General features: G+C 65.0%; 23 protein-coding genes. 5 read left to right on the plus strand and 18 right to left on the minus strand.

The genetic code is table 11. The features are described from left to right. Positions 1 to 96: 96 nt before the first annotated feature. From FHP89_RS07120 to FHP89_RS07195, 16 genes are all read right to left on the minus strand, one after another. Positions 97 to 2097, minus strand: a complete 2001-nt coding sequence (locus FHP89_RS07120) for an acetyl/propionyl/methylcrotonyl-CoA carboxylase subunit alpha (protein WP_144174826.1) — start codon at positions 2095 to 2097, stop codon at positions 97 to 99. Positions 2098 to 2118: 21 nt separating this feature from the next. After that, positions 2119 to 2763, minus strand: coding sequence for a VOC family protein (locus FHP89_RS07125; protein ID WP_144174824.1), 645 nt, complete (start codon positions 2761 to 2763; stop codon positions 2119 to 2121). After that, on the minus strand, positions 2760 to 3416 hold the full coding sequence (locus tag FHP89_RS07130) for a DUF4126 domain-containing protein (protein ID WP_186300218.1): 657 nt from the start codon (positions 3414 to 3416) through the stop codon (positions 2760 to 2762). Before FHP89_RS07130 ends, FHP89_RS07125 begins: the two co-directional genes overlap by 4 nt. Before the next feature lie 12 nt (positions 3417 to 3428). Continuing rightward, entirely contained in the window at positions 3429 to 4217 is a 789-nt protein-coding gene (locus tag FHP89_RS07135; protein WP_144174822.1) for an enoyl-CoA hydratase/isomerase family protein, read from the minus strand. An 11-nt stretch (positions 4218 to 4228) separates the two neighbouring features. Then, positions 4229 to 4864: an FMN-binding negative transcriptional regulator gene (locus FHP89_RS07140; protein WP_144174820.1), complete on the minus strand. Its 636-nt coding sequence runs from the start codon at positions 4862 to 4864 to the stop codon at positions 4229 to 4231. Between the two features lie 3 nt (positions 4865 to 4867). Further along, complete coding sequence (locus tag FHP89_RS07145) at positions 4868 to 6475, minus strand: carboxyl transferase domain-containing protein (RefSeq protein WP_144174818.1); 1608 nt, start codon at positions 6473 to 6475, stop codon at positions 4868 to 4870. A 29-nt stretch (positions 6476 to 6504) separates the two neighbouring features. Beyond that, positions 6505 to 7095: an LOG family protein gene (locus FHP89_RS07150; protein ID WP_144174816.1), complete on the minus strand. Its 591-nt coding sequence runs from the start codon at positions 7093 to 7095 to the stop codon at positions 6505 to 6507. A 13-nt stretch (positions 7096 to 7108) separates the two neighbouring features. Further along, positions 7109 to 7711, minus strand: a complete 603-nt coding sequence (locus FHP89_RS07155) for a 2-hydroxychromene-2-carboxylate isomerase (protein WP_144174814.1) — start codon at positions 7709 to 7711, stop codon at positions 7109 to 7111. Between the two features lie 15 nt (positions 7712 to 7726). After that, positions 7727 to 8353 (minus strand): LysE family translocator, encoded by a 627-nt coding sequence (locus FHP89_RS07160; protein ID WP_144174812.1) that lies wholly within the window; start codon positions 8351 to 8353, stop codon positions 7727 to 7729. 16 nt (positions 8354 to 8369) lie between these two features. Further along, a complete protein-coding gene (locus FHP89_RS07165; protein ID WP_144174810.1) occupies positions 8370 to 8807 on the minus strand; it encodes a PaaI family thioesterase in 438 nt (145 codons plus the stop codon). A 29-nt stretch (positions 8808 to 8836) separates the two neighbouring features. Further along, positions 8837 to 9970, minus strand: coding sequence for an acyl-CoA dehydrogenase (locus tag FHP89_RS07170; RefSeq protein ID WP_144174808.1), 1134 nt, complete (start codon positions 9968 to 9970; stop codon positions 8837 to 8839). Positions 9971 to 10140: 170 nt separating this feature from the next. Next, the gene (locus FHP89_RS07175; protein WP_144174806.1) at positions 10141 to 11331 is read right to left on the minus strand and encodes an acetyl-CoA C-acetyltransferase; all 1191 of its coding nucleotides are present in this window, start codon (positions 11329 to 11331) and stop codon (positions 10141 to 10143) included. 39 nt (positions 11332 to 11370) lie between these two features. Then, positions 11371 to 12510, minus strand: coding sequence for a carbonate dehydratase (gene can / locus FHP89_RS07180; protein ID WP_144174805.1), 1140 nt, complete (start codon positions 12508 to 12510; stop codon positions 11371 to 11373). 91 nt (positions 12511 to 12601) lie between these two features. Next, a complete protein-coding gene (locus tag FHP89_RS07185; protein WP_144174803.1) occupies positions 12602 to 13774 on the minus strand; it encodes an isovaleryl-CoA dehydrogenase in 1173 nt (390 codons plus the stop codon). 32 nt (positions 13775 to 13806) lie between these two features. After that, positions 13807 to 14265 (minus strand): PaaI family thioesterase, encoded by a 459-nt coding sequence (locus tag FHP89_RS07190; RefSeq protein ID WP_144174801.1) that lies wholly within the window; start codon positions 14263 to 14265, stop codon positions 13807 to 13809. Positions 14266 to 14332: 67 nt separating this feature from the next. Beyond that, on the minus strand, positions 14333 to 14743 hold the full coding sequence (locus FHP89_RS07195) for a MerR family transcriptional regulator (protein ID WP_144174799.1): 411 nt from the start codon (positions 14741 to 14743) through the stop codon (positions 14333 to 14335). A 136-nt stretch (positions 14744 to 14879) separates the two neighbouring features. Here FHP89_RS07195 and FHP89_RS07200 point away from each other — a divergent pair, with 136 nt between their 5' ends. From FHP89_RS07200 to FHP89_RS07210, 3 genes are read left to right on the plus strand one after another with little or no spacing between them, the layout of a single operon-like run. Beyond that, positions 14880 to 15920 (plus strand): MBL fold metallo-hydrolase, encoded by a 1041-nt coding sequence (locus FHP89_RS07200; protein ID WP_144174797.1) that lies wholly within the window; start codon positions 14880 to 14882, stop codon positions 15918 to 15920. Between the two features lie 11 nt (positions 15921 to 15931). Continuing rightward, entirely contained in the window at positions 15932 to 17758 is a 1827-nt protein-coding gene (locus FHP89_RS07205) for a PHA/PHB synthase family protein (protein ID WP_144174789.1), read from the plus strand. 59 nt (positions 17759 to 17817) lie between these two features. After that, a complete protein-coding gene (locus FHP89_RS07210; protein WP_144174786.1) occupies positions 17818 to 18252 on the plus strand; it encodes a putative toxin-antitoxin system toxin component, PIN family in 435 nt (144 codons plus the stop codon). Here the strand turns inward: FHP89_RS07210 and FHP89_RS07215 are convergent. Beyond that, positions 18249 to 19070 (minus strand): helical backbone metal receptor, encoded by an 822-nt coding sequence (locus FHP89_RS07215; RefSeq protein WP_144174784.1) that lies wholly within the window; start codon positions 19068 to 19070, stop codon positions 18249 to 18251. The two genes, FHP89_RS07210 and FHP89_RS07215, sit on opposite strands and share 4 nt — an antisense overlap. 134 nt (positions 19071 to 19204) lie before the next feature. Beyond that, a complete protein-coding gene (locus FHP89_RS07220) occupies positions 19205 to 20128 on the minus strand; it encodes a LysR substrate-binding domain-containing protein (protein WP_186300217.1) in 924 nt (307 codons plus the stop codon). Between the two features lie 99 nt (positions 20129 to 20227). Here FHP89_RS07220 and FHP89_RS07225 point away from each other — a divergent pair, with 99 nt between their 5' ends. Together FHP89_RS07225 and FHP89_RS07230 are read left to right on the plus strand one after the other, a co-directional pair. After that, a complete protein-coding gene (locus tag FHP89_RS07225) occupies positions 20228 to 21526 on the plus strand; it encodes a D-amino acid dehydrogenase (protein WP_144174780.1) in 1299 nt (432 codons plus the stop codon). 195 nt (positions 21527 to 21721) lie between these two features. Then, positions 21722 to 21919, plus strand: a 198-nt coding sequence (locus tag FHP89_RS07230; protein ID WP_313792167.1) for a TAXI family TRAP transporter solute-binding subunit, incomplete at its 3' end; no start/stop codon positions are given.

Here is a 21919-nt window from a genome sequence, read left to right on the forward strand (position 1 = left end):
TTCCTTTGTCATCTCATCCAATCCATTCAGTCGGACGTAGGGCGGGTTTCAACCCGCCGCGACGCTTGCAGCTACCGCGGCCGGATGAATCCGGCCCTACGCCTTCACCTCGAACTCGACCAACTCGTCGCCATCGCCGACCTGGTCGCCCACCATGAAGCGGAAGGCCTTGACCGTGCCAGCGGCCGGCGCGTTGATGGTGTGCTCCATTTTCATGGCTTCGAGAATCAGCAGCGGTGCGCCCTTCTCGACCGCCGCACCTTCCGCTGCGATGAGCGAAATCACCTTGCCCGGCATCGGTGCCAGCAGGCCACCTTCGGCACCGCCGCCTTCACCCGAGTAATGCAGCGGGTCGACATTCGACAGCTGCCAGGCGCGACCATGGGAGAACACGTGGCGCTTCTCGTTGGCGGCCACCACGGTGGCGTCCATGCGCATGCCGTCGAGTTCGACGCGCAGCAGGCCGCGATCATTCAGCTCGCCGCGCGCTTCGACCGACTGGCCGTTCACCGTCAGCGTGTAGCCGTCGGCGCGGTAGGCCACGTTCACCGTCTGCTGTTCTTCGCCGTGGCGGAAGATCAGGTCGCGCTTGGCGGAGGCGTTCAGACGCCAGCCGTCGCGGGCATGCCAGGGCGAGAGCGGGTCTTCGTCACGGCGGGCTTTGGCCGCGCCGCGATTGGCTTCGCGCAGCAGCTCGGCGAGTGCCGCCACCTGCCAGACCTCGATCGGCGTGGCCTTGGCTTCGGGGAAAAGATAGGCCTTTTCGCGCTCGATCAGGCCGGTGTCGAGGTCGGCGCCCGAAAAAGCCGGGCAGGCGGTGAGCCGCGACAGGAAGCTGATGTTGTTCGACACGCCGGCCACGCGATACTCGGCCAGCGCCTGCAGCATGCGCGCCAGCGCGCGGTCGCGGTTCTGGTCCCAGACGATGAGCTTGGCGATCATCGGGTCGTAATGCGGGCTGATCTCGTCGCCCTCTTCGACGCCGGTATCGACCCGCACATGCAGGTTCTCGGCCGGCGGCGAGAGGTGCAGCAGCTTGCCGGTAGAGGGCAAAAAGCCCTTGTCCGGGTCTTCGGCGTAGATCCGCGCTTCGAGCGCGTGACCGCGAATCTGCAACTGCTCCTGGGCCAGCGGCAGCGGCTCACCCGAGGCGACACGCAATTGCCACTCGACCAGGTCGAGGCCGGTGATCATCTCGGTGACCGGGTGTTCCACCTGCAGACGGGTGTTCATCTCCATGAAGTAGAAGGTGCCGTCCTGGTTGGCGATGAACTCGACCGTGCCGGCGCCGACATAGCCGACCGCCTTGGCCGCATCGACCGCCGCCTTGCCCATGGCCGCACGACGCTCGGGCGTCATGCCCGGCGCGGGGGCTTCTTCGAGCACTTTCTGGTGGCGGCGCTGCACCGAGCAGTCGCGTTCGAACAGATACACGCAGTTGCCCTGGGTGTCGCCAAACACCTGGATCTCGATGTGGCGCGGGCGCGTCAGATACTTCTCGATCAGCACATGCTCGTCGCCAAAGCTGGAGATGGCCTCGCGCTTGCACGAGCCGAGCAAATCGAGAAAGTCTTCGCTCTTCTCAACCAGACGCATGCCCTTGCCGCCACCGCCCGCAGCGGCCTTGATCAGCACCGGGTAACCGATGCCGTCGGCCTCGCGCTTGAGCAGGTCGGGGTCCTGATCGTCGCCGTGATAGCCCGGGGTCAGCGGCACACCGGCCGCGCCCATGATCTTCTTGGCTTCAGACTTGGAGCCCATGGCGTGTATCGCCGCCACCGGCGGGCCGATGAAGACGATGCCAGCCTCGTCGCAGGCGTGGCAGAAATCTTCGTTTTCAGACAAAAAACCGTAGCCCGGGTGGATCGCCTGCGCGCCGGTCTGCTTGGCCGCGCCGATGATCTTGTCGATCACCAGATAGCTTTCCTTGACCGCTGCCGGCCCGATCAGCACCGCCTCGTCGGCCATGCGCACATGGCGGGCGTTGGCGTCGGCTTCCGAATACACGGCCACGGTCTTGATACCCATGCGCCGCGCGGTTTTGATGACGCGGCAGGCGATCTCGCCACGGTTCGCAATCAGAATCTTGTCAAACATGTCTCTTCTCCACGATTTCGTTCATTGTTCTTGTCCGCCGAGCACCACAGTGCCGGTCGGTGTTTCGATTTCCGCGCTCAGCCACGGGGCCTCGCCCCGGCTGAGTTCTTGCCATTCGATACTGTCGTCGAGCCCGAGCGACGCCATCAGCGCACGCAGCGCGACCAACTCGGCATGCGCACCGCGCAAGCGCTTCAAGCGGCAGCCCACATCGACCAACTGCGCCGCCGGGTGGGTGTTGCCCGACCACTGAATAAGCGCCGGCAGCACGCCGCCAAAACCCGGCTGTCCATCGGCCGGCACCGTAATGCGCCAGTCCAGCGCGCCACGCGACATGGCGATCACCTCGCCCATCGCCGCGCCACCCAAAGCCGCGTCGCGCGCGATGTCGTCGCTGCGGGCTGCCCAGGTGGCGAGCCGTGGCGCAGCGTCGGCCGCGACCACATCCAGCCCGAACCAGCGGGGTCGCCCCGGTGCGGGCGCGGCCGGATCAACCGCAATCACTTCGAGATACACGCCCTCGCCCAAAGACAGCAAAGCGTTGTGTGTGCCCATGCGCGCATGCTCGCCACCGGTCTGCAAGCTGACGCCCAACTGCGCCTCAAGCCACGCCACACCGGCGGCTCGCGTAGGCGCGGTGATCACCAGATGATCAATACGCTTCATGCCGCCACCTGGCCCGAACGCGGCCGCAGCAGACGCCGCACGAAGCGCCACAGACTCACGATCAGCCACAGCGCCAGCACCATGAACACCACCAGCGCCGCCAGAAAGACCAGCGGGTAGTTGAACAAGGTCCACACGCCCCCGGCGAACAACGCGTCTTCGCCAAAAGAGGTCACCACATTGCTCACCGGTTCGGGTGAGGTGTTGATGGCGGCCCGCGCGCCGGCTTTGGCAAGGTGAGTGCCCGCCGCCAGCGAACCGCCGAGCAAGGCGGCAAGCATCTGCGCACTGCCCGACTGATCACCCATCACCGCTGCCGCCAAGGCGGCACCGGCCGGAATGCGGATGAAGGTGTGCACCGCGTCCCACACCGAATCGAGCCAGGGCAGCTTGTCGGCAAAAAATTCGGCCAGCAGCATCAGGCCCGACAGGCCCAGCACCAGCGGATGCGTAAGCACATCGAGCTCACCCGGCAGTTGCACGCCACCGAAACGCCCCACCGCACCGAGCACGAACACCAGCGCATACAGGCGCAAACCGCTCGCCCAGCCCAGCCCGGCCGCCAGCGCGGCGAGCGAGGCCATGTCGACCGGCAGGTCGCGCCAGTCGAGCATGGGCTGCACGTTGGTGAGCAGGGTGCTCAGTTCATCCATGGCGGTGGCCGATCAGGCCTGCGGCACCCAGGCGGCCGGGCGCTTGTCGAGGAAGGCGCTCAGGCCTTCCCTGGCTTCGGGCGTGCTGCGCAGCTGGGCAATGCGTTGTGAGGTGTCTTCGACCACCGCGTCGGAGACCGGCTTGTTGGCCACCGCACGGATCAAGTCCTTGGCCGCGGCCTGCGATTTGGGGCCGCCCTGCATCAGCGCGGCGACGATCTCGGCGACCTTGTCATCCAGCGCCTCGGGCGCGACCACTTCATGCGCCAGCCCCAGCTCGCCGGCCCGGGCGGCGCTGATGCGCTCGGCGGTCTGGAAATAACGGTAGCTCTGACGCTCGCCAATGGCGCGGATCACATAGGGGCTGATCGCCGAGGGGATGATGCCGAACTTGACCTCGGAGGTCGCAAAAATGGCCTTCTCGCTGGCCACGCAGATATCGCAGGCCGAGGCCAGACCCATGCCGCCGCCCAGCGCGGCGCCCTGCACGCGGGCAATGGTCGGGGTATTCATTTCGGAGAGCACCCGCAGCATGCCGGCGAGCTTGCGCGCATCGGCCACGTTGGCTTCGATACTTGCCTCGCCGGCGGCTTTCATCCAGTTCAGGTCGGCGCCGGCGGAGAAGCTCTTGCCCCGCCCGGCCAACACCACCACCCGCACCGACGCATCCGTATCGAGCTGCTGGCAGGCGGCGGTGAGGTCGGCGATGAGCTGCGCGTTGAAGGCGTTGTGCACATCGGGGCGGTTCATCCACAGCGTGGCGATGGCGCCGTCGCGTTCGATTTCAAGGGTTTCGTACATGTCTCTTCCTCTTATTTGGCATCGTGCTGACGAATCAGCGCGGCCATTGTCTTTGCCTCGTCATCCCCCCGGGCCTCAAGGGTGGCAGACAGGCTGAGCCGGTTTGCCGCGGGCTGGTTCTGGCTGGTTTTCCATTTGCCCGCAAGCCGGGTGATCTCGATCTCGATCCCCACGATGGCCGAGCGCATCTTCTCGATGTAGTCGTCCGGCGCGTCACTGACCGACCAGGGCGTCGCCTGCCCGGCTTCATGCCGAGTCGTCAGCGCTTCGATCTGCCGCGCCAGCCACTGCGGATCCTCGATCACACGCAGACGGCCGTGCGCATGGACCGCCGCGTAGTTCCAGGTCGGCACCACCCGGCCATGCTCGGCTTTGCTGGCATAGCCCGACGGGCTGATGTAGCAGTTAGCCCCCCGAAAGATCACCAGCACATCCAGATCCGCCGCTGCCTTTGCCAGCGGGTTCGCGCGCGCAACGTGCCCTTGCAAAACGCCAAACGGCGACGCCCCTTCGGCGAGCTGAAGCGGGATGTGGTTGGCGTCGAGGCCGTTGGCGCCGAGCGTGACGATGGCCGCCAACGGATACTCGCCCATCAGGGCATGCATCCGGGCCACGTCGGTCTCGGTGAAATGCGCGGGCGAATACATGGCTTACATCCGGAACAGACCGAACTTGGTCGGCTGGATCGGGGCGTTGAGCGAGGCGGACAGCGACAGGCCGAGCATGCGGCGCGTCTGGGCGGGGTCGACCACGCCGTCGTCCCACATGCGAGCGGTGGCGTAATAGGGGTGGCCTTGCAGTTCGTACTGGTCGCGGATCGGTGCCTTGAAGGCTTCTTCGTCCGCCGCGCTCCACTGGCCGCCCTTGGCTTCGATGCCGTCGCGACGCACGGTGGACAGCACACCGGCTGCCTGCTCGCCGCCCATCACCGAGATGCGGCTGTTGGGCCACATCCACAGGAAGCGCGGGCTGTAGGCGCGGCCGCACATGCCGTAGTTGCCGGCGCCGAAGCTGCCGCCGATGAGCACGGTGATCTTGGGCACTTGCGCGGTCGCCACGGCGGTGACCATCTTGGCGCCGTCCTTGGCGATGCCGCCGTTTTCGTATTTGCGGCCGACCATGAAGCCGGTGATGTTCTGCAAGAACAGCAGCGGAATGCCGCGCTGGGCGCACAGCTCGATGAAGTGGGCGCCCTTCTGTGCCGACTCGCCGAACAGGATGCCGTTATTGGCGACAATGCCAACCGGGTAGCCGTAGAGCTGGGCGAAGCCGCACACCAGCGTGCTGCCATAGCGCGCCTTGAATTCGTCGAAGCGCGAACCGTCGACCACGCGGGCGATGATCTCGCGCACATCGTAGGGCTTGCGGGTGTCGGAGGGCACGATGCCGTAGATTTCGGACGGATCGTAGATCGGCTCTTCGCCGCCACCCAGCGCGAGGCTGACCGGCTTGACGCGGTTGAGATTGCCGACGATGCGCCGCGCGATGTTCAGCGCGTGGCTGTCGTTCTCGGCCAGGTGGTCAGCCACGCCGGAGATACGGGTGTGCACATCGCCACCGCCGAGGTCTTCGGCCGTCACCACTTCGCCGGTGGCCGCCTTCACCAGCGGCGGGCCGCCGAGGAAGATGGTGCCCTGGTTCTTGACGATGATGGTCTCGTCACTCATGGCCGGCACGTAAGCGCCGCCGGCGGTGCACGAACCCATCACCACGGCGATCTGCGGGATGCCCTTGGCCGACATGTTGGCCTGGTTGAAGAAGATGCGGCCGAAGTGGTCGCGGTCGGGGAAGACTTCATCCTGCTTGGGCAGGAAGGCGCCGCCGGAATCGACCAGATACACGCAGGGCAGATTGTTCTGCTCGGCGATCTCCTGCGCGCGCAGGTGCTTCTTGACCGTCATCGGGTAGTAGGTGCCGCCCTTCACGGTGGCATCGTTGGCGACGATCATGCACTCGGTGCCGCGCACCCGGCCGATGCCGGTGATCACGCCGGCCGAGGGGGCGTCGTTGTCGTACATGCCGAAGGCCGCCATCTGGCCGACTTCAAGGAAGGGCGTGCCCGGATCGAGCAGGTGATTGACCCGGTCGCGCGGCAACAGCTTGCCGCGGGCGAGGTGCTTTTCGCGCGCGCCTTCGCCGCCGCCGAGCGCGATCTGAGCCGCCTTGTCGCGCAGATCGCCGACCACTTTTTCCATGGCCTGGGCGTTGGCGCGGAACTCATCGGACCGCGTGTTGATCTTGCTCTTGATTGTGCTCATGTCTCCGCTTTCCTTATTTTGTCAGCTGCTCAGAGCTGCTTTTCGTTCTTGATCTGTCGTGTGATTTCCGGCGCCTGGTACTCAGCCATCTGGCGCAGCAGGCCATCGATGTCGCCGTCGCGCAGCAGCAGGGCCGCGTTCTCGGGCTTCATGAAGCCCTCATCCACCCCGTTCTCGACCATCTGCACCAGCGGCGTGTAGTAGTTCGCCACGTTGAGCAGGCCGATCGGCTTGCCATGGAAGCCGAGCTGCGACCAGGTGAGCACCTCGAACAATTCTTCAAAAGTGCCCAGCCCGCCGGGCAAGGCGATAAAACCGTCGGACAACTCGGCCATGCGCGCCTTGCGGGTGTGCATGGAGTCGACCACTTCGAGCCGGGTCAGCGCCTGGTGGCCGACCTCCCACTTGAGCAGCGCCTCGGGGATCACGCCGATGGCCGAACCGCCGGCGCTCATGACGGCATCGGCCACCACGCCCATCAGGCCGATGTTGCCGCCGCCATACACCAGCTCGATGTTGCGCTCAGCCAGGGTGCGGCCCAGGGCCTGCGCTGCCGCGGCGTACTCGGGGCGTTTGCCGGGGCGCGCGCCGCAAAAGACGCACAGTCGCTTGAAAGTCATGAATCCGTTCCGTTCAGAAGCCGTCGGTATCGAGCCAGCGCTCGATCTGCGGCAGGCGGTCGATACCCCAGAAGGCCTCGCCGTCGATGAGAACAAAGGGCGAGCCGAACACGCCTTTGGCGATCGCGTCGCCGCAGGCCGCCTTGAGCCGCGCCTTGACCGGGTCACTCTGCAGCGCCTCGGTCAGCGCCGCGCCATCGACGCCCAGCGACGCGGCGATGTCGACCACCACCTCGGGCGTGCCGACGTTGCGGCCACTCTGGAAGTAGGCGCGATACACCGCATGGGCAAAGCGACGTGCCAGCGCGCAGTCCTGATCGTGCAGCCAATAGTAGGCGCGCGCCGCCGCCTGCGTGGGAATGGGAAAAGGCGCGGGCTTGGTGTAGTCGAGCCCATGGAAACGCGCCGAGCGCTCGATGTCGCGCACCGCGTAGTCGCCCTTGAGCGGCAGCTCGGTCAGCGGCTTGCCTTCGGACACGGTGTACACCACGCCCAGCAAAATCGGATGCCAGCGCACCTTGCGGCCAAAGCCGGCGGCGATGCCGTCGATCTTCTCACTCATGAAATAGCCGTAGGGCGAGGAGAAGTCGAAGTAGAAATCAATCGGCTCTGCCATGTCGCGTCTCCTTGTTTACAGATGCTTCATGCTGGCGACCTTCAGCCCGGAGGCGATGAAGGCGCCGCCCGCGCCGATGTTCAGCCACTTGATGACACTCGGCCGCGCTTGCAGAAAATCGCGCAGTCGCGCGGCGCCCACGCCCATCAGCGACATCAGCACCACGGTGATCAGCGCATAGGTCGCGCCGAGCAAAAAGATCTGCATGCCCAGATCGCCCAGCGCCGGCCGGGCGTACTGCGGCAAGAAGGCCAGCATGAACACCGCCACCTTGGGGTTAAGCAGATTGATCATCATGCTGCTCACGAACACCCGCTTGAGCGGCAGCGGTGCCGCGCCTTTGAGCGGGATCAGCCCATGCCGGCGAATCGCCTGGATGCCGACCCACACCAGATACACCGCACCGACCGCACGCAACGCAAAAAACAGGGTTTCGGAGGCCGCCACCACCGCCGACAGCCCAGCCGCCACCAGCACCGAGGTGATCAGAATGCCGAGCGCGCAGCCGGTGGCCGCCGCCACGCCGGCCATACGCCCCTGACCGAGCGCGCGCCCCAGCAGCATGATGCTGTCCGGCCCCGGTGCCAGCGTGAACAGCGCGGCGACCGGGATGAAAAGCAGCAGTTGCTGGGGATCGAGCATCTTGAATGCCTCCGTGTCAGGCCGCTTTCGGCCAGAGGATCATTTGCGTGCAGCGGAACAGCGCCAGCGTGCGGCCGGTACTGCCTATGACTTCAGCGTCCCACACCTGGGTGTTGCGGCCGGTGTGTGCTGCGGTGGCCACGCAGGTGATCTCGCCCTCGGTCTGGGTGCCGAGAAAATTGCTCTTCAGCTCGACGGTGGTGAAGCTGCTCGCCCCTTCGGGCAGATGCGCGATGGTGGCGAAGCCGGCTGCGGTATCGGCCAGCGCGATCACCGAGGCCGCATGCAGGAAGCCGTTGGGCGCCAGCATCTCGGGGCGAATGGTGATTGTCGCGTCCAGGCGGCCGGCGTCGAGGGCAGTGACGGTGACGCCGAACCAGCCCGGCAAGGTGCCGGGGGTGCGGGCGTTGAGGCTCTCGACGGAGGCGTCCGGGTGCAGTCTGTGGCTGCTCATGATTATCTCTCTGTGTTGGGGGTGACGGTTCAGTCGGCCAGGGCGCGGCCGATGACCAGGCGCTGGATGTCGCTGGCGCCTTCGTAGATCTGGCATACGCGCACGTCGCGATAGATGCGCTCGACCGGAAAGTCGGTCACATAGCCGTAGCCGCCGTGGATCTGGATCGCGTCCGAACACACCTTCTCGGCCATCTCGGAGGCAAACAGCTTGGCCATCGAGGCTTCTTTCAGACACGGACGGCCGGCGTCCTTGAGGCTGGCGGCATGCCACACCAGCTGGCGCGCGGCTTCGAGCTGAGTGGCCATGTCGGCGAGGCGGAAGTTGACCGCCTGGTGCTCGAAGATCGGCTTGCCGAAGGTTTCGCGCTCATGCGCGTATTTCACCGCCGCTTCGAGCGCAGCACGGGCCATGCCGAGGCACTGCGAGGCGATGCCGATGCGGCCGGCTTCGAGGTTGGACAGCGCAATCTTGTAGCCCTGCCCTTCTTCGCCGAGCAGCGCGTCGGCCGGCACGCGGCAGTTCTCGAACAGGATCTGCGCGGTGTCGGAAGCCTTCTGGCCCATCTTCTCTTCGATACGCCCGACGACATAACCCGGCGCGGTGGTCGGCACCAGGAAGCAGGAGATGCCTTTCTTGCCGGCGGCCTTGTCGGTCACGGCGAACACGATGGCCACGTCAGCCTCGCGGCCGGTGGTGATGAACTGCTTGACGCCGTTGAGCACCCACGCGTCGCCATCTTTGACCGCGGTGGTCTTGATCGCGCCGGCGTCGGAGCCCACATGCGGCTCGGTCAGGCAGAAGCAGCCCAGCATCTCGCCACGGGCCAGCGGCTTGAGCCATTGCTCTTTTTGCGCGTCGTTGCCGTAGCGATTGGGGATGCCGCAGGCCAGCGAATTCTGCACGCTGACGATGGTCGAGGTGGCGCCGTCGCCGGCGGCGATTTCTTCAATCGCCAGCACCAGGCTCATGTAATCCATGCCCGCGCCGCCCCATTGCTCGGGCACCACCATGCCCAGCGCGCCGAGTTCGGCCAGCTCCTTGAGCGCTTCGCGCGGGAAGGTGTGGTCGCGGTCCCAGGCTTCAGCGAAGGGGGCCAGGCGCTCGCGCGAAAAATCGCGCATGGCGTCGCGGATCATTTCCTGTTCTTGGGTCAGGATCATGGTGCTGCTCTCCTCTTACTCTTTTTTTATGGCGGGCGATCAATCGCCCGTCCGTGTCTCAGTCACGTAGCCCGGATGCAGCGCAGCGGAATCCGGGAGTGGTGGTTGATCAACCGATGCTCCCGGATTCCGGCCTGCGGCCTTCATCCGGGCGACGACGGTGTTCAGATTCAGGCCATCTCGAAGGCCATGGCAGTGGCTTCGCCGCCGCCGATGCACAGGCTGGCCACGCCGCGCTTGAGGCCGCGCGCACGCAGCGCACCCAGCAAGGTGACGATGATGCGGGCGCCGGACGCGCCAATCGGGTGGCCCAGTGCGCAGGCGCCGCCATTGACGTTGACCTTGGCGTGATCGAGCTCCAGCTCTTTCATGGCGGCCATGGTGACCACCGCGAAAGCTTCGTTGATCTCCCACAGATCCACGTCGTCCACGCTCCAGCCCACCTTGCCGAGCACCTTCTGCATGGCACCGACCGGGGCGGTGGTGAACCAGCGCGGCTCTTGCGCATGGGTGGCGTGGCCGAGGATGGTGGCGATCGGCTTGAGGCCGAGCGACTCGGCGGTGGACTGACGCATCAGCGTGAGCGCGGCAGCACCGTCGGAGATCGACGAGGAGTTGGCGGCCGTGACCGTGCCGTCTTTCGAGAAGGCGGGCTTGAGCGTGCCGATCTTGTCGAGCTTGGCCTTGAGCGGCTGCTCGTCCTTGTCGACCACCACATCGCCCTTGCGGCTGGCGATGGTGACCGGCGTCACTTCCCAGTCGAAACCGGTGCCGTTGATGGCGTCCTGCGCGCGGGTGGTCGAGGTGATGGCGAACGCGTCCTGCGACTCGCGGCTGAAGCTGTAATGGCCGGCGCAATCTTCGGCAAAGGTGCCCATCAGGCGGCCATTGGTTTCCTTGCTGTAGCGATCTTCCAGGCCGTCGAAGAACATGTGGTCGATCATCTGGCCGTGGCCGAGGCGGTAGCCTCCGCGTGCCTTGGGCAGCAGATAGGGCGCGTTGCTCATGGATTCCATGCCGCCGGCGACGATGACCTGGTTGCTCCCCGCGAGCAGCATGTCATGCGCCAGCATGGTGGCCTTCATGCCTGAGCCGCAGACCTTGCTGACCGTCGCGCACGCGGTGCTCAGCGGCAGACCGGCGCCCAGCGCGGCCTGACGGGCCGGCGCCTGACCGAGACCGGCTGGCAGCACGCAGCCGAGGATGACTTCTTCGACCTGCTCGGGCTGGAGACCGGCACGCTCGACGGCGGCAGCGATGGCCGCCGCGCCCAGCTGTGCCGCGCTCAAGCTGGAAAGCTCGCCCTGAAAGCCCCCCATGGGCGTACGCGCGGCGGAAACGATGACGACGGGATCATTCATGCTGAACTCCTGATTCTCTGTTGTGTTTTGGGGCACGGCTTAGCGCAGTGCGTCGAGCGCCGCGGCATAGCGCGGCACCAGATCCTGAGGGCGACTGACGGTCAGCCCGAGGTCGTTCATGAGGCCATCTTTCAGGCCATACACCCAGCCATGCACGGTCAACTGCTGACCGCGGGCCCAAGCGTCCTGCACCACGATGGTCTGGCACACATTGATGACCTGCTCGACCACGTTGAGCTCGCACAGGCGATCGTGGCGCATCTCGGGGGGGGCGTCGCCCACCAGCGACATATGCTTGGTGTGCACGTCCTGCACATGGCGCAACCACAGGTCGACCAGGCCAACGCGCTCGCGGTTGAGCGCGGCTTTGACACCACCGCAACCGTAGTGACCAACCACCATGATGTGCTTGACCTTGAGGACATCGACCGCGAACTGGATGACCGACAGACAGTTCAGGTCGGTGTGCACCACCACATTGGCGACGTTGCGATGGACGAAAACTTCGCCCGGCAGCAGGCCGACGATCTGGTTGGCCGGTACGCGCGAATCCGCGCAGCCAATCCAGAGGTATTCCGGGGTCTGCAGATGCGCCAGCTTCTCGAAAAACTGCGGATCCACCTCGCCCATCTGGCGTGCCCAGGCGCGGTTGTAATCAAAGAGGTGAAAGAGGTTCTCGTTCATCACCGCCTCTTCCGACCAGTCGGAGAGATCGAGCGACAGGAAGATCGTGCCCTCGATCGGCGTCGGGTAGTAGGCCGGCGCTTCGGTAAAGCCCAGCTCGCGATAGAGCTTCACGGCGATGCGCATGGCCGGCAGCGTGTCGAGCATGATGCGCTTGTAGCCCAGCTCCTGCGCCGTGCGAATGGCGGCCAGCGCCAGATCACGGCCCACGCCTTGCCCGCGCATGCTCGGCTCGACGTAGAGCCGCTTCATTTCGCACACGCCGTCGGAGAACTTGCGGATGCCCACGCAACCGGCAGGCTTGCCCTCGACCTCAGCCAGGAAAAGCCGCCCGTCCGGCGCCGAATAGGCGCCAGGCAAGGACGCCATCTCGGCATCGAAATTCTGGAAGCACAGGTCGACGCCCAGCCACGCCGCATAGTTGCGGAAGAACTGGCGCACTTGCTCCAGTTCGGCGGTATGGGAGGTATCGAGGACGCGAAGTTGATTGGCCATAGTGACGCTCATGCAGGATTGAAGACAATCCGGAACGATACCGGAGGGCGGGCGCACACGCGCGAACGTTCGGTCGCCCGCCCCGGATTCATTACAGCGTTTCGGCGAACAGTTCGCGGCCGATCAGCATGCGGCGGATCTCGCTGGTGCCGGCGCCAATCTCATACAGCTTGGCGTCGCGCCACAAACGGCCGACCGGATACTCATTGGTATAGCCCACGCCGCCGAGGGTCTGAATCGCTTCACCCGCCATCCAGGTCGCCTTTTCGGCCGAGTACAGAATCGCGCCGGCGGCGTCCTTGCGCAGCGCGCGGGCGTGGTCGGCCCGGTCGCAGGCACGGCCCACGGCGTACACATAGGCACGGGTCGCCATCCAGGTGGAGTACATGTCGGCGAGCTTGCCCTGCATCAGCTGGAATTCGCCAATGGCCTGGCCGAACTGCTTGCGCTCGTGCACAAAAGGCACCACCGCATCCATGCACGCCGCCATGATGCCCAGCGGACCGCCGCACAGCACGGCGCGCTCGTAGTCGAGGCCGCTCATCAGCACCTTGACGCCGCCACCGACCGTGCCCAGCACGTTTTCTTCGGGCACTTCGACATCGTCGAAGAACAGCGGATAGGTATTGGAGCCGCGCATGCCCAGCTTGTCGAGGTGGGTGCCGCAGGAGAAGCCCTTCATGCCCTTTTCGATAATGAACGCGGTCATGCCTTTCGGGCCGGCGTTGATATCGGTCTTGGCGTACACCACCAGTGTGTCGGCGTCGCCGCCGTTGGTGATCCACATCTTCGAGCCGTTCAGCACATAGCGGTCACCCTTTTTGTCGGCGCGCAGCTTCATGCTCACCACGTCGGAGCCGGCATTCGGCTCGCTCATGGCCAGTGCGCCCACATGGTCGCCGGAGATCAGCTTGGGCAGGTACTTCTGTTTTTGCGCAGCCGTGCCGTTGCGGCGGATCTGGTTCACGCACAGATTGGAGTGCGCGCCGTAGGACAGGCCAACCGAGGCCGATGCCCGCGAGACCTCTTCGAGCGCCACGATGTGCGCCAGATAGCCCATCTGCGTGCCGCCGTATTCTTCCTCGGCGGTCATGCCGTGCAGGCCCAGATCGCCCAGCTTTTTCCACAGCTCGGCGGGGAATTCGTTCGTCTGGTCGATTTCGGTGGCGCGCGGGGCAATCTCGTTGCTGGCGAAATCCCACACCGCGTCGCGCAGCATGTCGATGGTTTCGCCCAGTTCGAAGTTCAGGCTCGGAATGTTCATCAATCAGTCTCCTCGTTCAGTCTCGTCCGGTGTCAGGCAACGCCCTTGCCGTGCATGGTCATTAGTGTCTGCTGCATTGTGGCACAGTGAATTTTCCCCGCTTCGCCAAGGACATACACCTCGGCACGGGACACCACCAGGTTCCGTCCGGAGCGAAGCACCGCCCCTTCCGCCACCAGTCGCTCGCCTTTGGCCGGGGCCATCAGGTTGAGCTTGTATTCCACCGTCAGCACCCCGGCTTCGGGTGCCATCAAACTATAGGCCGCAAAACCGCCGGCATTGTCGGCCAGCGTACCGACGATGCCCCCATGGAAGAATCCATTCTGCTGTGCCAGCTCCGGCCGGTACGGCAGCTCGATCACGCACCGGCCCGGCTCGACCGACACCAACACCGCGCCAATGAAACCCATCAGCGGCTGCGCATCGAAGCTGGCGCGCACTCGTACGGCAAAATTCGGGTCCCGCGGGGTAAAGATCGGTGCAGTAGCCATGAGGTCTCACTAAGGCTTTTGTTTACGTTTACGTAAACGTAAAGTAAATTGGAAAAAAAACCAAGGCCTACATGCCCTGGTTTTCGCTTTTGTCCGACGTTCGGTTGTTGAGCAGTTCGCGACACTGGCGCTCGAGCATGTCGATTTCGCCCAGCACGACTTCGATATCCTCAAGCTGCTGCGCCAGGGCGGCACGCCGCTCACCGAGGACATTGAGAAAGCGGTCGAGCTGCGGCTCGGTGTTGCTGGCGCCGCCGTACATGTCGAGGATCTGCTTAATCTCGGCCAGCGTCAGGCCGAGACGCTTGCCGCGCAGCGAGAGCTTCAAGCGCGTGCGGTCGGCGCGAGAATACACCCGGGTGCGTCCGGCGCGATCGGGGGTCAGCAGCCCCTGATCTTCGTAAAAGCGGATGGCGCGCGGCGTGATATCGAATTCGCGCGCCAGCTCGGTAATCGTGTAAGTGCGTTCGGCGGTCATGAATGCTGCGCCGCAGGAAATCCCGCGGCAACCCAGTTAATTAATTGTTTTTTATGGAACAATCGCCGGCTGGCGATTTATTCAGTTAATCAGAATTCAAACATCGAAGCAATCACCCCGGCAAGGAGAATCTGTCATGAACACCTCTTCGACGCTGCACTTCCCCATCGACGAGATACCCGAGGCCGGTCAATGGCTGACGGTGGCGCCGGGCGTCCAATGGCTGCGCATGCCCCTGCCCTTCGCCCTGGATCACATCAATCTGTGGATCCTCGACGATGGCGACTCGGTCACGCTGGTCGACACCGGCTTTGGCCTGCCCGACATTCAGGCGCTCTGGGCGGCGGCGCTCGACCGCCTCGACAAACCGGTGGGCCGCATCATCGTCACCCACTATCACCCGGATCACCTCGGTCTGGCCGAGTGGCTGTCACAGCGCACCGGTGCGCCGATCTCAATGACGCAGGGCGAGTTCCTGATGGGCCACGCGCTGTGGCACCAACTGCCTGGCTTCAGCACCGAGGACATGCTCGCGCAATTTCGTCGCCACGGCCTCGACGCGACGCGCCTCGGCGCGCTTGAGAAGCGCGGCAATCGCTACCGAAGCGGCGTGCCCAGCCTGCCCGATCGCTACAACCGCCTAATCCATGGCGACCGCATCGCCATCGGCGGACACGACTGGCAGGTCATCGTCGGCTACGGCCACGCCCCGGAGCACGCCGCCCTGTGGTGCCCGACACGCGATCTACTCATATCCGGCGACATGCTGCTGCCGCGCATCTCCACCAACGTCAGCGTGTTTGCTGCAACGCCCCATGACGACCCCTTACGTCGGTTTCTGGAATCAATCCATCACTTCAATGACTTGCCGGAGCGTACGCTCGTGCTACCATCACATGGCAGGCCGTTTCAAGGGATTCGCGCGAGAGTCAGTCAGTTGGTAACCCACCACGCCGAGCGCTGTGATGAGTTGCTGGCCGCCTGCCAGGAGCCTCGCACTGCAGCACAACTGCTCGAAACCTTGTTTCCCCGTGAGCTGGACACACACCAGGTGATGTTCGCAATGGGGGAAGCGATCGCCCACCTGAACTACCTCGCGCAGGGGAGGGACCTGCGCGAAGTCGATGACGGAGACGACGTGGTCCGCTTTATATCAACCGCTCTACCCAAGCATTGAGGATTGAACGCATGGCACCTCCAAAAGTAGAAGACAGGACTGTAGAACTGCCCGACCCGAGTGAGCTGGCCCAGACGTATTCCGAAGTCGCCCAGCGCGCCTCGCACCTGATCAGCGAGCACGTTCAACGCCAGCTCAAAAAGGGCGTGGCGGCCCCGGCCGACGAACTGGGGATTGCCCAGGCGTTCATGGACATGATGGCCAAGCTGCTGTCCAACCCGTACAAACTCGCCCAGACCCAGATGAACCTGGTGTGGGATTACTTCTCGCTGTGGCAGCACTCCATGCTGCGCTTCTCCGGCATGCAGGCGCCCCCCGTGGTCACACCGGCCAAGGACGACAAGCGCTTCAAGGACGAACAGTGGCAAGAGCACTTCATGTTCGACTTCATCAAGCAGTCCTACCTGATCACCGCCCGCCACATCCATGACACCGTCTGTGGTGTCGAGGGCCTGGAAGAGCAGACCCAGAAAAAGGTCAACTTCTACACCCGTCAGTATGTGGACGCACTCAGCCCGTCGAACTTCGCCCTGACCAACCCGGAAGTCTTCCGCGAGACGGTCAAGAACCACGGCCAGAACCTGGTCAAGGGCCTGAACAACCTGCTGCGCGACATCGAAGACGGCGGCGGCAACCTGCGCGTCAAGATGACCGACACCACCGCTTTCGAGCTGGGCAAGAACGTTGCCACCACGCCGGGCAAGGTTGTGTTCGAAACCGAGATGATGCAGCTCATCCAGTACACGCCTTCGACCGACAAGGTGCTCAAGCGCCCGCTGCTGATCGTACCGCCCTGGATCAACAAGTTCTACATTCTCGACCTGCGCGAAAAGAACTCCTACATCAAGTGGGCCGTCGATCAGGGCCATACGGTGTTCGTGATTTCGTGGGTGAACCCGGACGAGAGCCTGTCTGACCGCAGCTTTGATGCCTACGTAACCGACGGCATCCTGGCCGCGCTCGACGCCATCGAAGAACAAACCGGCGAAAAAGAAGTTAACGCTGCCGGCTACTGCCTGGGCGGCACGCTGCTGGCCACCACGCTGGCCTACCTGGCCGCCAAGCGTCGCAAGCGCATCGCCAGCGCAACCTTCTTCACCACCATGACCGACTTCTCCGAGCCGGGCGAACTGGGCGTCTTCATCGACGAAGTCCAGGTCTCCAGCCTCGAAAAGAAAATGGCCGAGCGCGGCTTCCTCGAAGGTTCGGAAATGGCCGGCACCTTCAACATGCTGCGCGCCAACGACCTGATCTGGTCCTTCGTGGTGAACAACTACCTGATGGGCAAGGATCCGTTCCCCTTCGATCTGCTGTACTGGAACTCCGACTCCACCCGCATGCCGGCCAAGATGCACAGCTTCTACCTGCGCAATCTGTACATGGAAAACCGCCTGGTGCAGCCCGGTGGCGTCGAGATCGACGGCACACCGATCGATCTGGGCAAAATCAAGGTGCCGTGCTACTTCATCTCCACCATCGAAGACCACATTGCCCCGTGGAAGAGCACCTATATGGGCGCGCGCAACTTCGGCGCACCGGTGCGCTTCGTGCTGGGCGGCTCGGGCCACATCGCCGGCATCGTCAACCCGCCCGTCGCCAACAAGTATGGCTACTTCGTCTGTGAAGACGCGGCCCTGCCCGAGTCCTCGCAGGAGTGGTTCGATGAATCGGTGCAACACGAAGGCTCGTGGTGGACCGACTGGCAGGCCTGGGTGACCGGTCACAACAAGGTGCAGGTCGAGGCGCGTGACCCCGCCAAGGGCAAGCTGGCGGTACTCGAAGAAGCGCCGGGCAGCTACGTCAAGGCGCGTATCGACAACGCCCAGAAGGCCGCCTGATCTTTGCCGTGCCTGAGTGATGAAAAAGGGGCCAGTGGCCCCTTTTTCACGCCCCGCCCATGACCGCCACCGTTCTCGACACCAACACCATCATGGCGCTGTGGTTCTTCAATGACCCGGCCCTGACTACCCTGCGCGACTGGATCGCCGCCGGCCACACGCGCCTGCTGACCCGCGACGACGCGCTCGAAGAGCTGCGCCGTGTGCTCGCCTACCGTCAGTTCGCCTGCCCGCCCGAGCATCAGGCCGAGATCCTTGAGCGTTACCGCGCGCAAGCCGCCTGCGTGCCGGCCGCCGAGCCACCCGCCGAACTGCCCCGCTGCCGCGACACCGACGACCAGAAGTTTCTCGAAATTGCCCATGACGGCGCGGCCCGCTGGCTGCTCACCCGCGACAAGGCGCTGCTCCGCTCTGGCCGCCACCGCCTGATGCGCGAGCGCTGCAGCGTGATCACCCCCGAGGCCTGGCAAAAGGCCTTCGCCGAAAGCGTCTAAGCGCGCGCGTCCGCCAAGGCACGGCGCAGCCTCGCCAGGGCACGCAGCCCGGCCACCGCCCGGCTGCCGTACCACGAGGTCCATTCCCCGTCGATCAGCTGCGCCGGGCGCGCGCTCGAGGCCGCCACTTCGGCCAGGTGCTTGTCCTGAAAGCGGTAGGGCTCGGTCGACAACAACACCCGATCCACCCCCGCCAGCCACGGCGCATGCCAGTCAAAGCTCGGGTAGCGTTCGGCCGCATCCGCCGGCACGGTGTGCCAACCGACCGTCGCCAGCGTGGCGGCAATGTAGGTCTCGCGCGACACGGTCATCCAGGGCTCACGCCAGATCAGGTAGAGCACCGACTCGGCCGGCAGGCTCGCGCCCACTGCACGGGCCTCGACCAAGGCCGCATCCAGCGCGGCGGTCAGCGCCTCGGCCGCCGGCCGGCAATCAAACAGATGCCCCATCAAGGCATACAAGCCACGATTGTCTTCCGGCGCCCCCGGATGCGTCACCACCACATTGGGCACGAACGCCGCCAAAGCCTCGGCCACCGGGCGCGGGTTCTCATCCACATTCACGATCACATGGGTGGGCGCGAGGTCGCGGATCCGATCGAGCTTCACATCCTTGGTGCCACCCACTTTCGGAACGCGGCGCAGCGCCTCGCGCGGATGAATGCAAAAGCCGGTGCGACCGACCAGCTGATCGGCCAGCCCCAGATCGCACAGCAGTTCAGTGATCGACGGCACCAGCGAGACGATACGGGCGTCGCGGCCCAGGGCGGCGTGGTGCTGGCCGAAGGCGTCGACAGCGGGTATTCCAGAGAAAGTCATCCCTGCATTCTAATGTTGTGCTTGCGAAGTCTCCATACCGCGCAGGGTCGGCTTCAGCCGACCAAGGCGGGTTGAAACCCGCCCTACAGGGGCGGCGATTGCAAGACAAATCACGATCACGACCGGCCGCGCCGCTAGCCCAGCACCAGCCGCGTCGCCCCGGCCAGCGCATCGCCCTGCGCCGCGATGGCCAGACGCAGGCTCTCGACCAACTGAGTGACGAGCACGGACGATGTCGTGCCCGCCGCGCGCATCAGCTTCAGCTCACAGGCAATGCTCGGCGCAATCGGCAGGCGCAGCACGTGGGCGGGGTCGAGGCCCGCCGCGGTAAAGCTATCGACAAACGCAAAGCCCAGCCCCTGGGTGACCAGGGTGGCCGCCAGCGCGTAGGTTTGCACCCGCATCGCTGCTGCTGGCTCCCAGCTCGCAGCACTCATGGCTTGCGCCAGACGCTGACCCAGCGGGGTTTCTTCAGCCAACGCAATATAGGGCCGCCCGTCCAGCCAGTCGCGCTCGGCCAGCCGCAGCACGCCGCTGGTCCACGCACGCGGCGCCACCAACACGATCTCACCGCCAGCAATCGGCGACAGCTGGGTGGTCACCTGCGCCACCGGGTCGATCGCCAGACCCGCGTCAATCTCGAAGGCCATCAGGCCGTCCTCGATCTGACGGGTATGCACCGCCCACACGTCGTACACCACCTCGGGGTGAATTGCCCGCAGCCGCTGCAAGGCGCCGGGCAACAAGTGCGTCGCCAGCGAGGGCGTGGCCGCCACCCGAAGCAGGCCCGACGCGCCACGGCGCAGGTTGGCCGCCAGCGCATCCACCCGCTCAATTTCGCCGTAGGCGCGCTTGACCTGCGCAAACAGCGCGCAGGCCTCCGGCGTGGGCGACAGCCGGCCGCCAATGCGCTCGAACAAGGCAAAGCCAAGTTGCGCCTCGGTGTGCTGAATCACCCGCGACACCACCGGCTGGGAGACATTCAGCCAACGCGCTGCGGCACTGGCCGAGCCGGTCATCATGACCGCGCGAAACACCTCGATCTGTCGAAGCCGCATCGACGCTCCATGTGCTGACAACATAGTCAACACCAAGATTAGCATGCTCACCAAGCATTGATCGCGGCAGACTGCGCGAATCAAAGTCTGGAGCGACCCATGCACATCACCGTTATCGGCGCCGGCATCGTCGGCCTGGCCACCGCCTGGTTTCTGCGCAAGGACGGACACTCCGTCACCGTGATCGATCGCCGCCAGTCGGTCGGTCAAGGCACCAGCCAGGCCAATGGCGGGCAGCTGAGCTATCGCTACATCGCCCCGCTGGCCGACCCCGACGTGCTGCCCAAGGTGCCGGGCTGGATGCTGCAGGCCGATTCTCCGATCCGCTTCCAGCCGCAATTTGACGGCGCCCAGTGGCGCTGGATTGCCGCCTTCATGAAAGCCTGCAACGCCAACGACAAGCAACGTACCGTGGCCGCCTTGCTGCCGCTGTCGCTGCTCAGCCAGCGGCTGGTGCATGACTGGGTCGAAGGCGAGGGCATGGACTTCGACTTCCGGCGCAACGGCAAACTGGTGGTCTATCGCGACGCCGCCGGCTTTCGCACCGCGCGGACGCTGATCGAGTCCCGCCCCGAGCTGGCCAGCCAGCAACACGCCCTCGACCGCGCCGCCTGCCTGGCGCTTGAACCGGCCATTGCCGGCATGGGCGCCGACGTGGTGGGCGGCATTCACACCCCGTCGGAAGACGCCGGCGATTGCCTGAAGCTCTGCCAGGCGCTGGCGGCGCGCATGCGCGAGGGCGACAACCCGGTCGAATTTCTGCTGGGCAAAACCGTCGAGGCACTGATCGTCAGCGACGGCCGCATCGCCGCCCTGCGCACCGCCGACGGCGACATCGCCACCGAGGCCTGCGTGGTGGCAGGCGGCGTCGAGGCCGTGGCCCTGTTACAGCCGCTGGGCATCGACGTGCCGGTCTATCCGCTCAAGGGCTACAGCATCAGCGCGCCGATCACCGATGCCGCCAAAGTGCCCGAGATCAGCGTGACCGACTTCCAGCGCAAGATTGTCTATGCCCGCCTGGCCAATCACCTGCGGGTGGCGGGCATGGCCGACATCGTCGGCCATGACGAGAGCCTGCAAGCCGATCGCCTGGCCACACTCACCCGCGAAACCCGCGACAACTTCGGCGCCGGCCTCCGGCTCGACAGCGTCGCGCCCTGGGCCGGTCTGCGCCCGGCCACGCCCACCGGCCGCCCCATTGTCGACACCACCGCCCTGCCCAATCTGTGGCTCAATCTGGGCCACGGCGCACTCGGCTTCACGCTCGCAGCCGGTTGCGCGCAGCTGATTGCCGACCGCATCAGCGACCGCCAACGCCCCATTCCGGATGAGGAATTCACCCTCGCCCGGAGCCGGCCATCCGGCTGGCGAAAAACATCCCGCGCCCCAACCGCCTGAGCCCGCAAAACCTCGGCTATTCGTCGCCGAGCCGCACTGGCAAAGGTTCTTCACGGTTTGGCATTCGCCCGACCATTGTGTAGAGTTGCCCTGTTTGGCGGCGCCATCCAACCGGCGCCGCACACCGTCGGCCGCCTACCCGGAACCCGACCTCATTCTTCGCAGTCAGAACACGACCCACAAGGAGTCCATCAGATGAAGAAGCTTACCGTTCTCGCCGCCGCCCTCGCCCTCGGCGCCGGCTTTGGCACCCCGGCCCAGGCCGAAACCAAGTTCGTCACCATCGGCACTGGCGGTGTCACGGGCGTGTATTACGCCGCCGGCGGCGCCATCTGCCGCCTGATGAACAAGGACCGCGCCAAGCACGGCATCCGCTGCTCGGTCGAGAGCACC

The sequence above is a fragment of the Denitromonas ohlonensis genome (assembly GCF_007625205.1).
GTDB lineage: Bacteria > Pseudomonadota > Gammaproteobacteria > Burkholderiales > Rhodocyclaceae > Nitrogeniibacter > Nitrogeniibacter ohlonensis.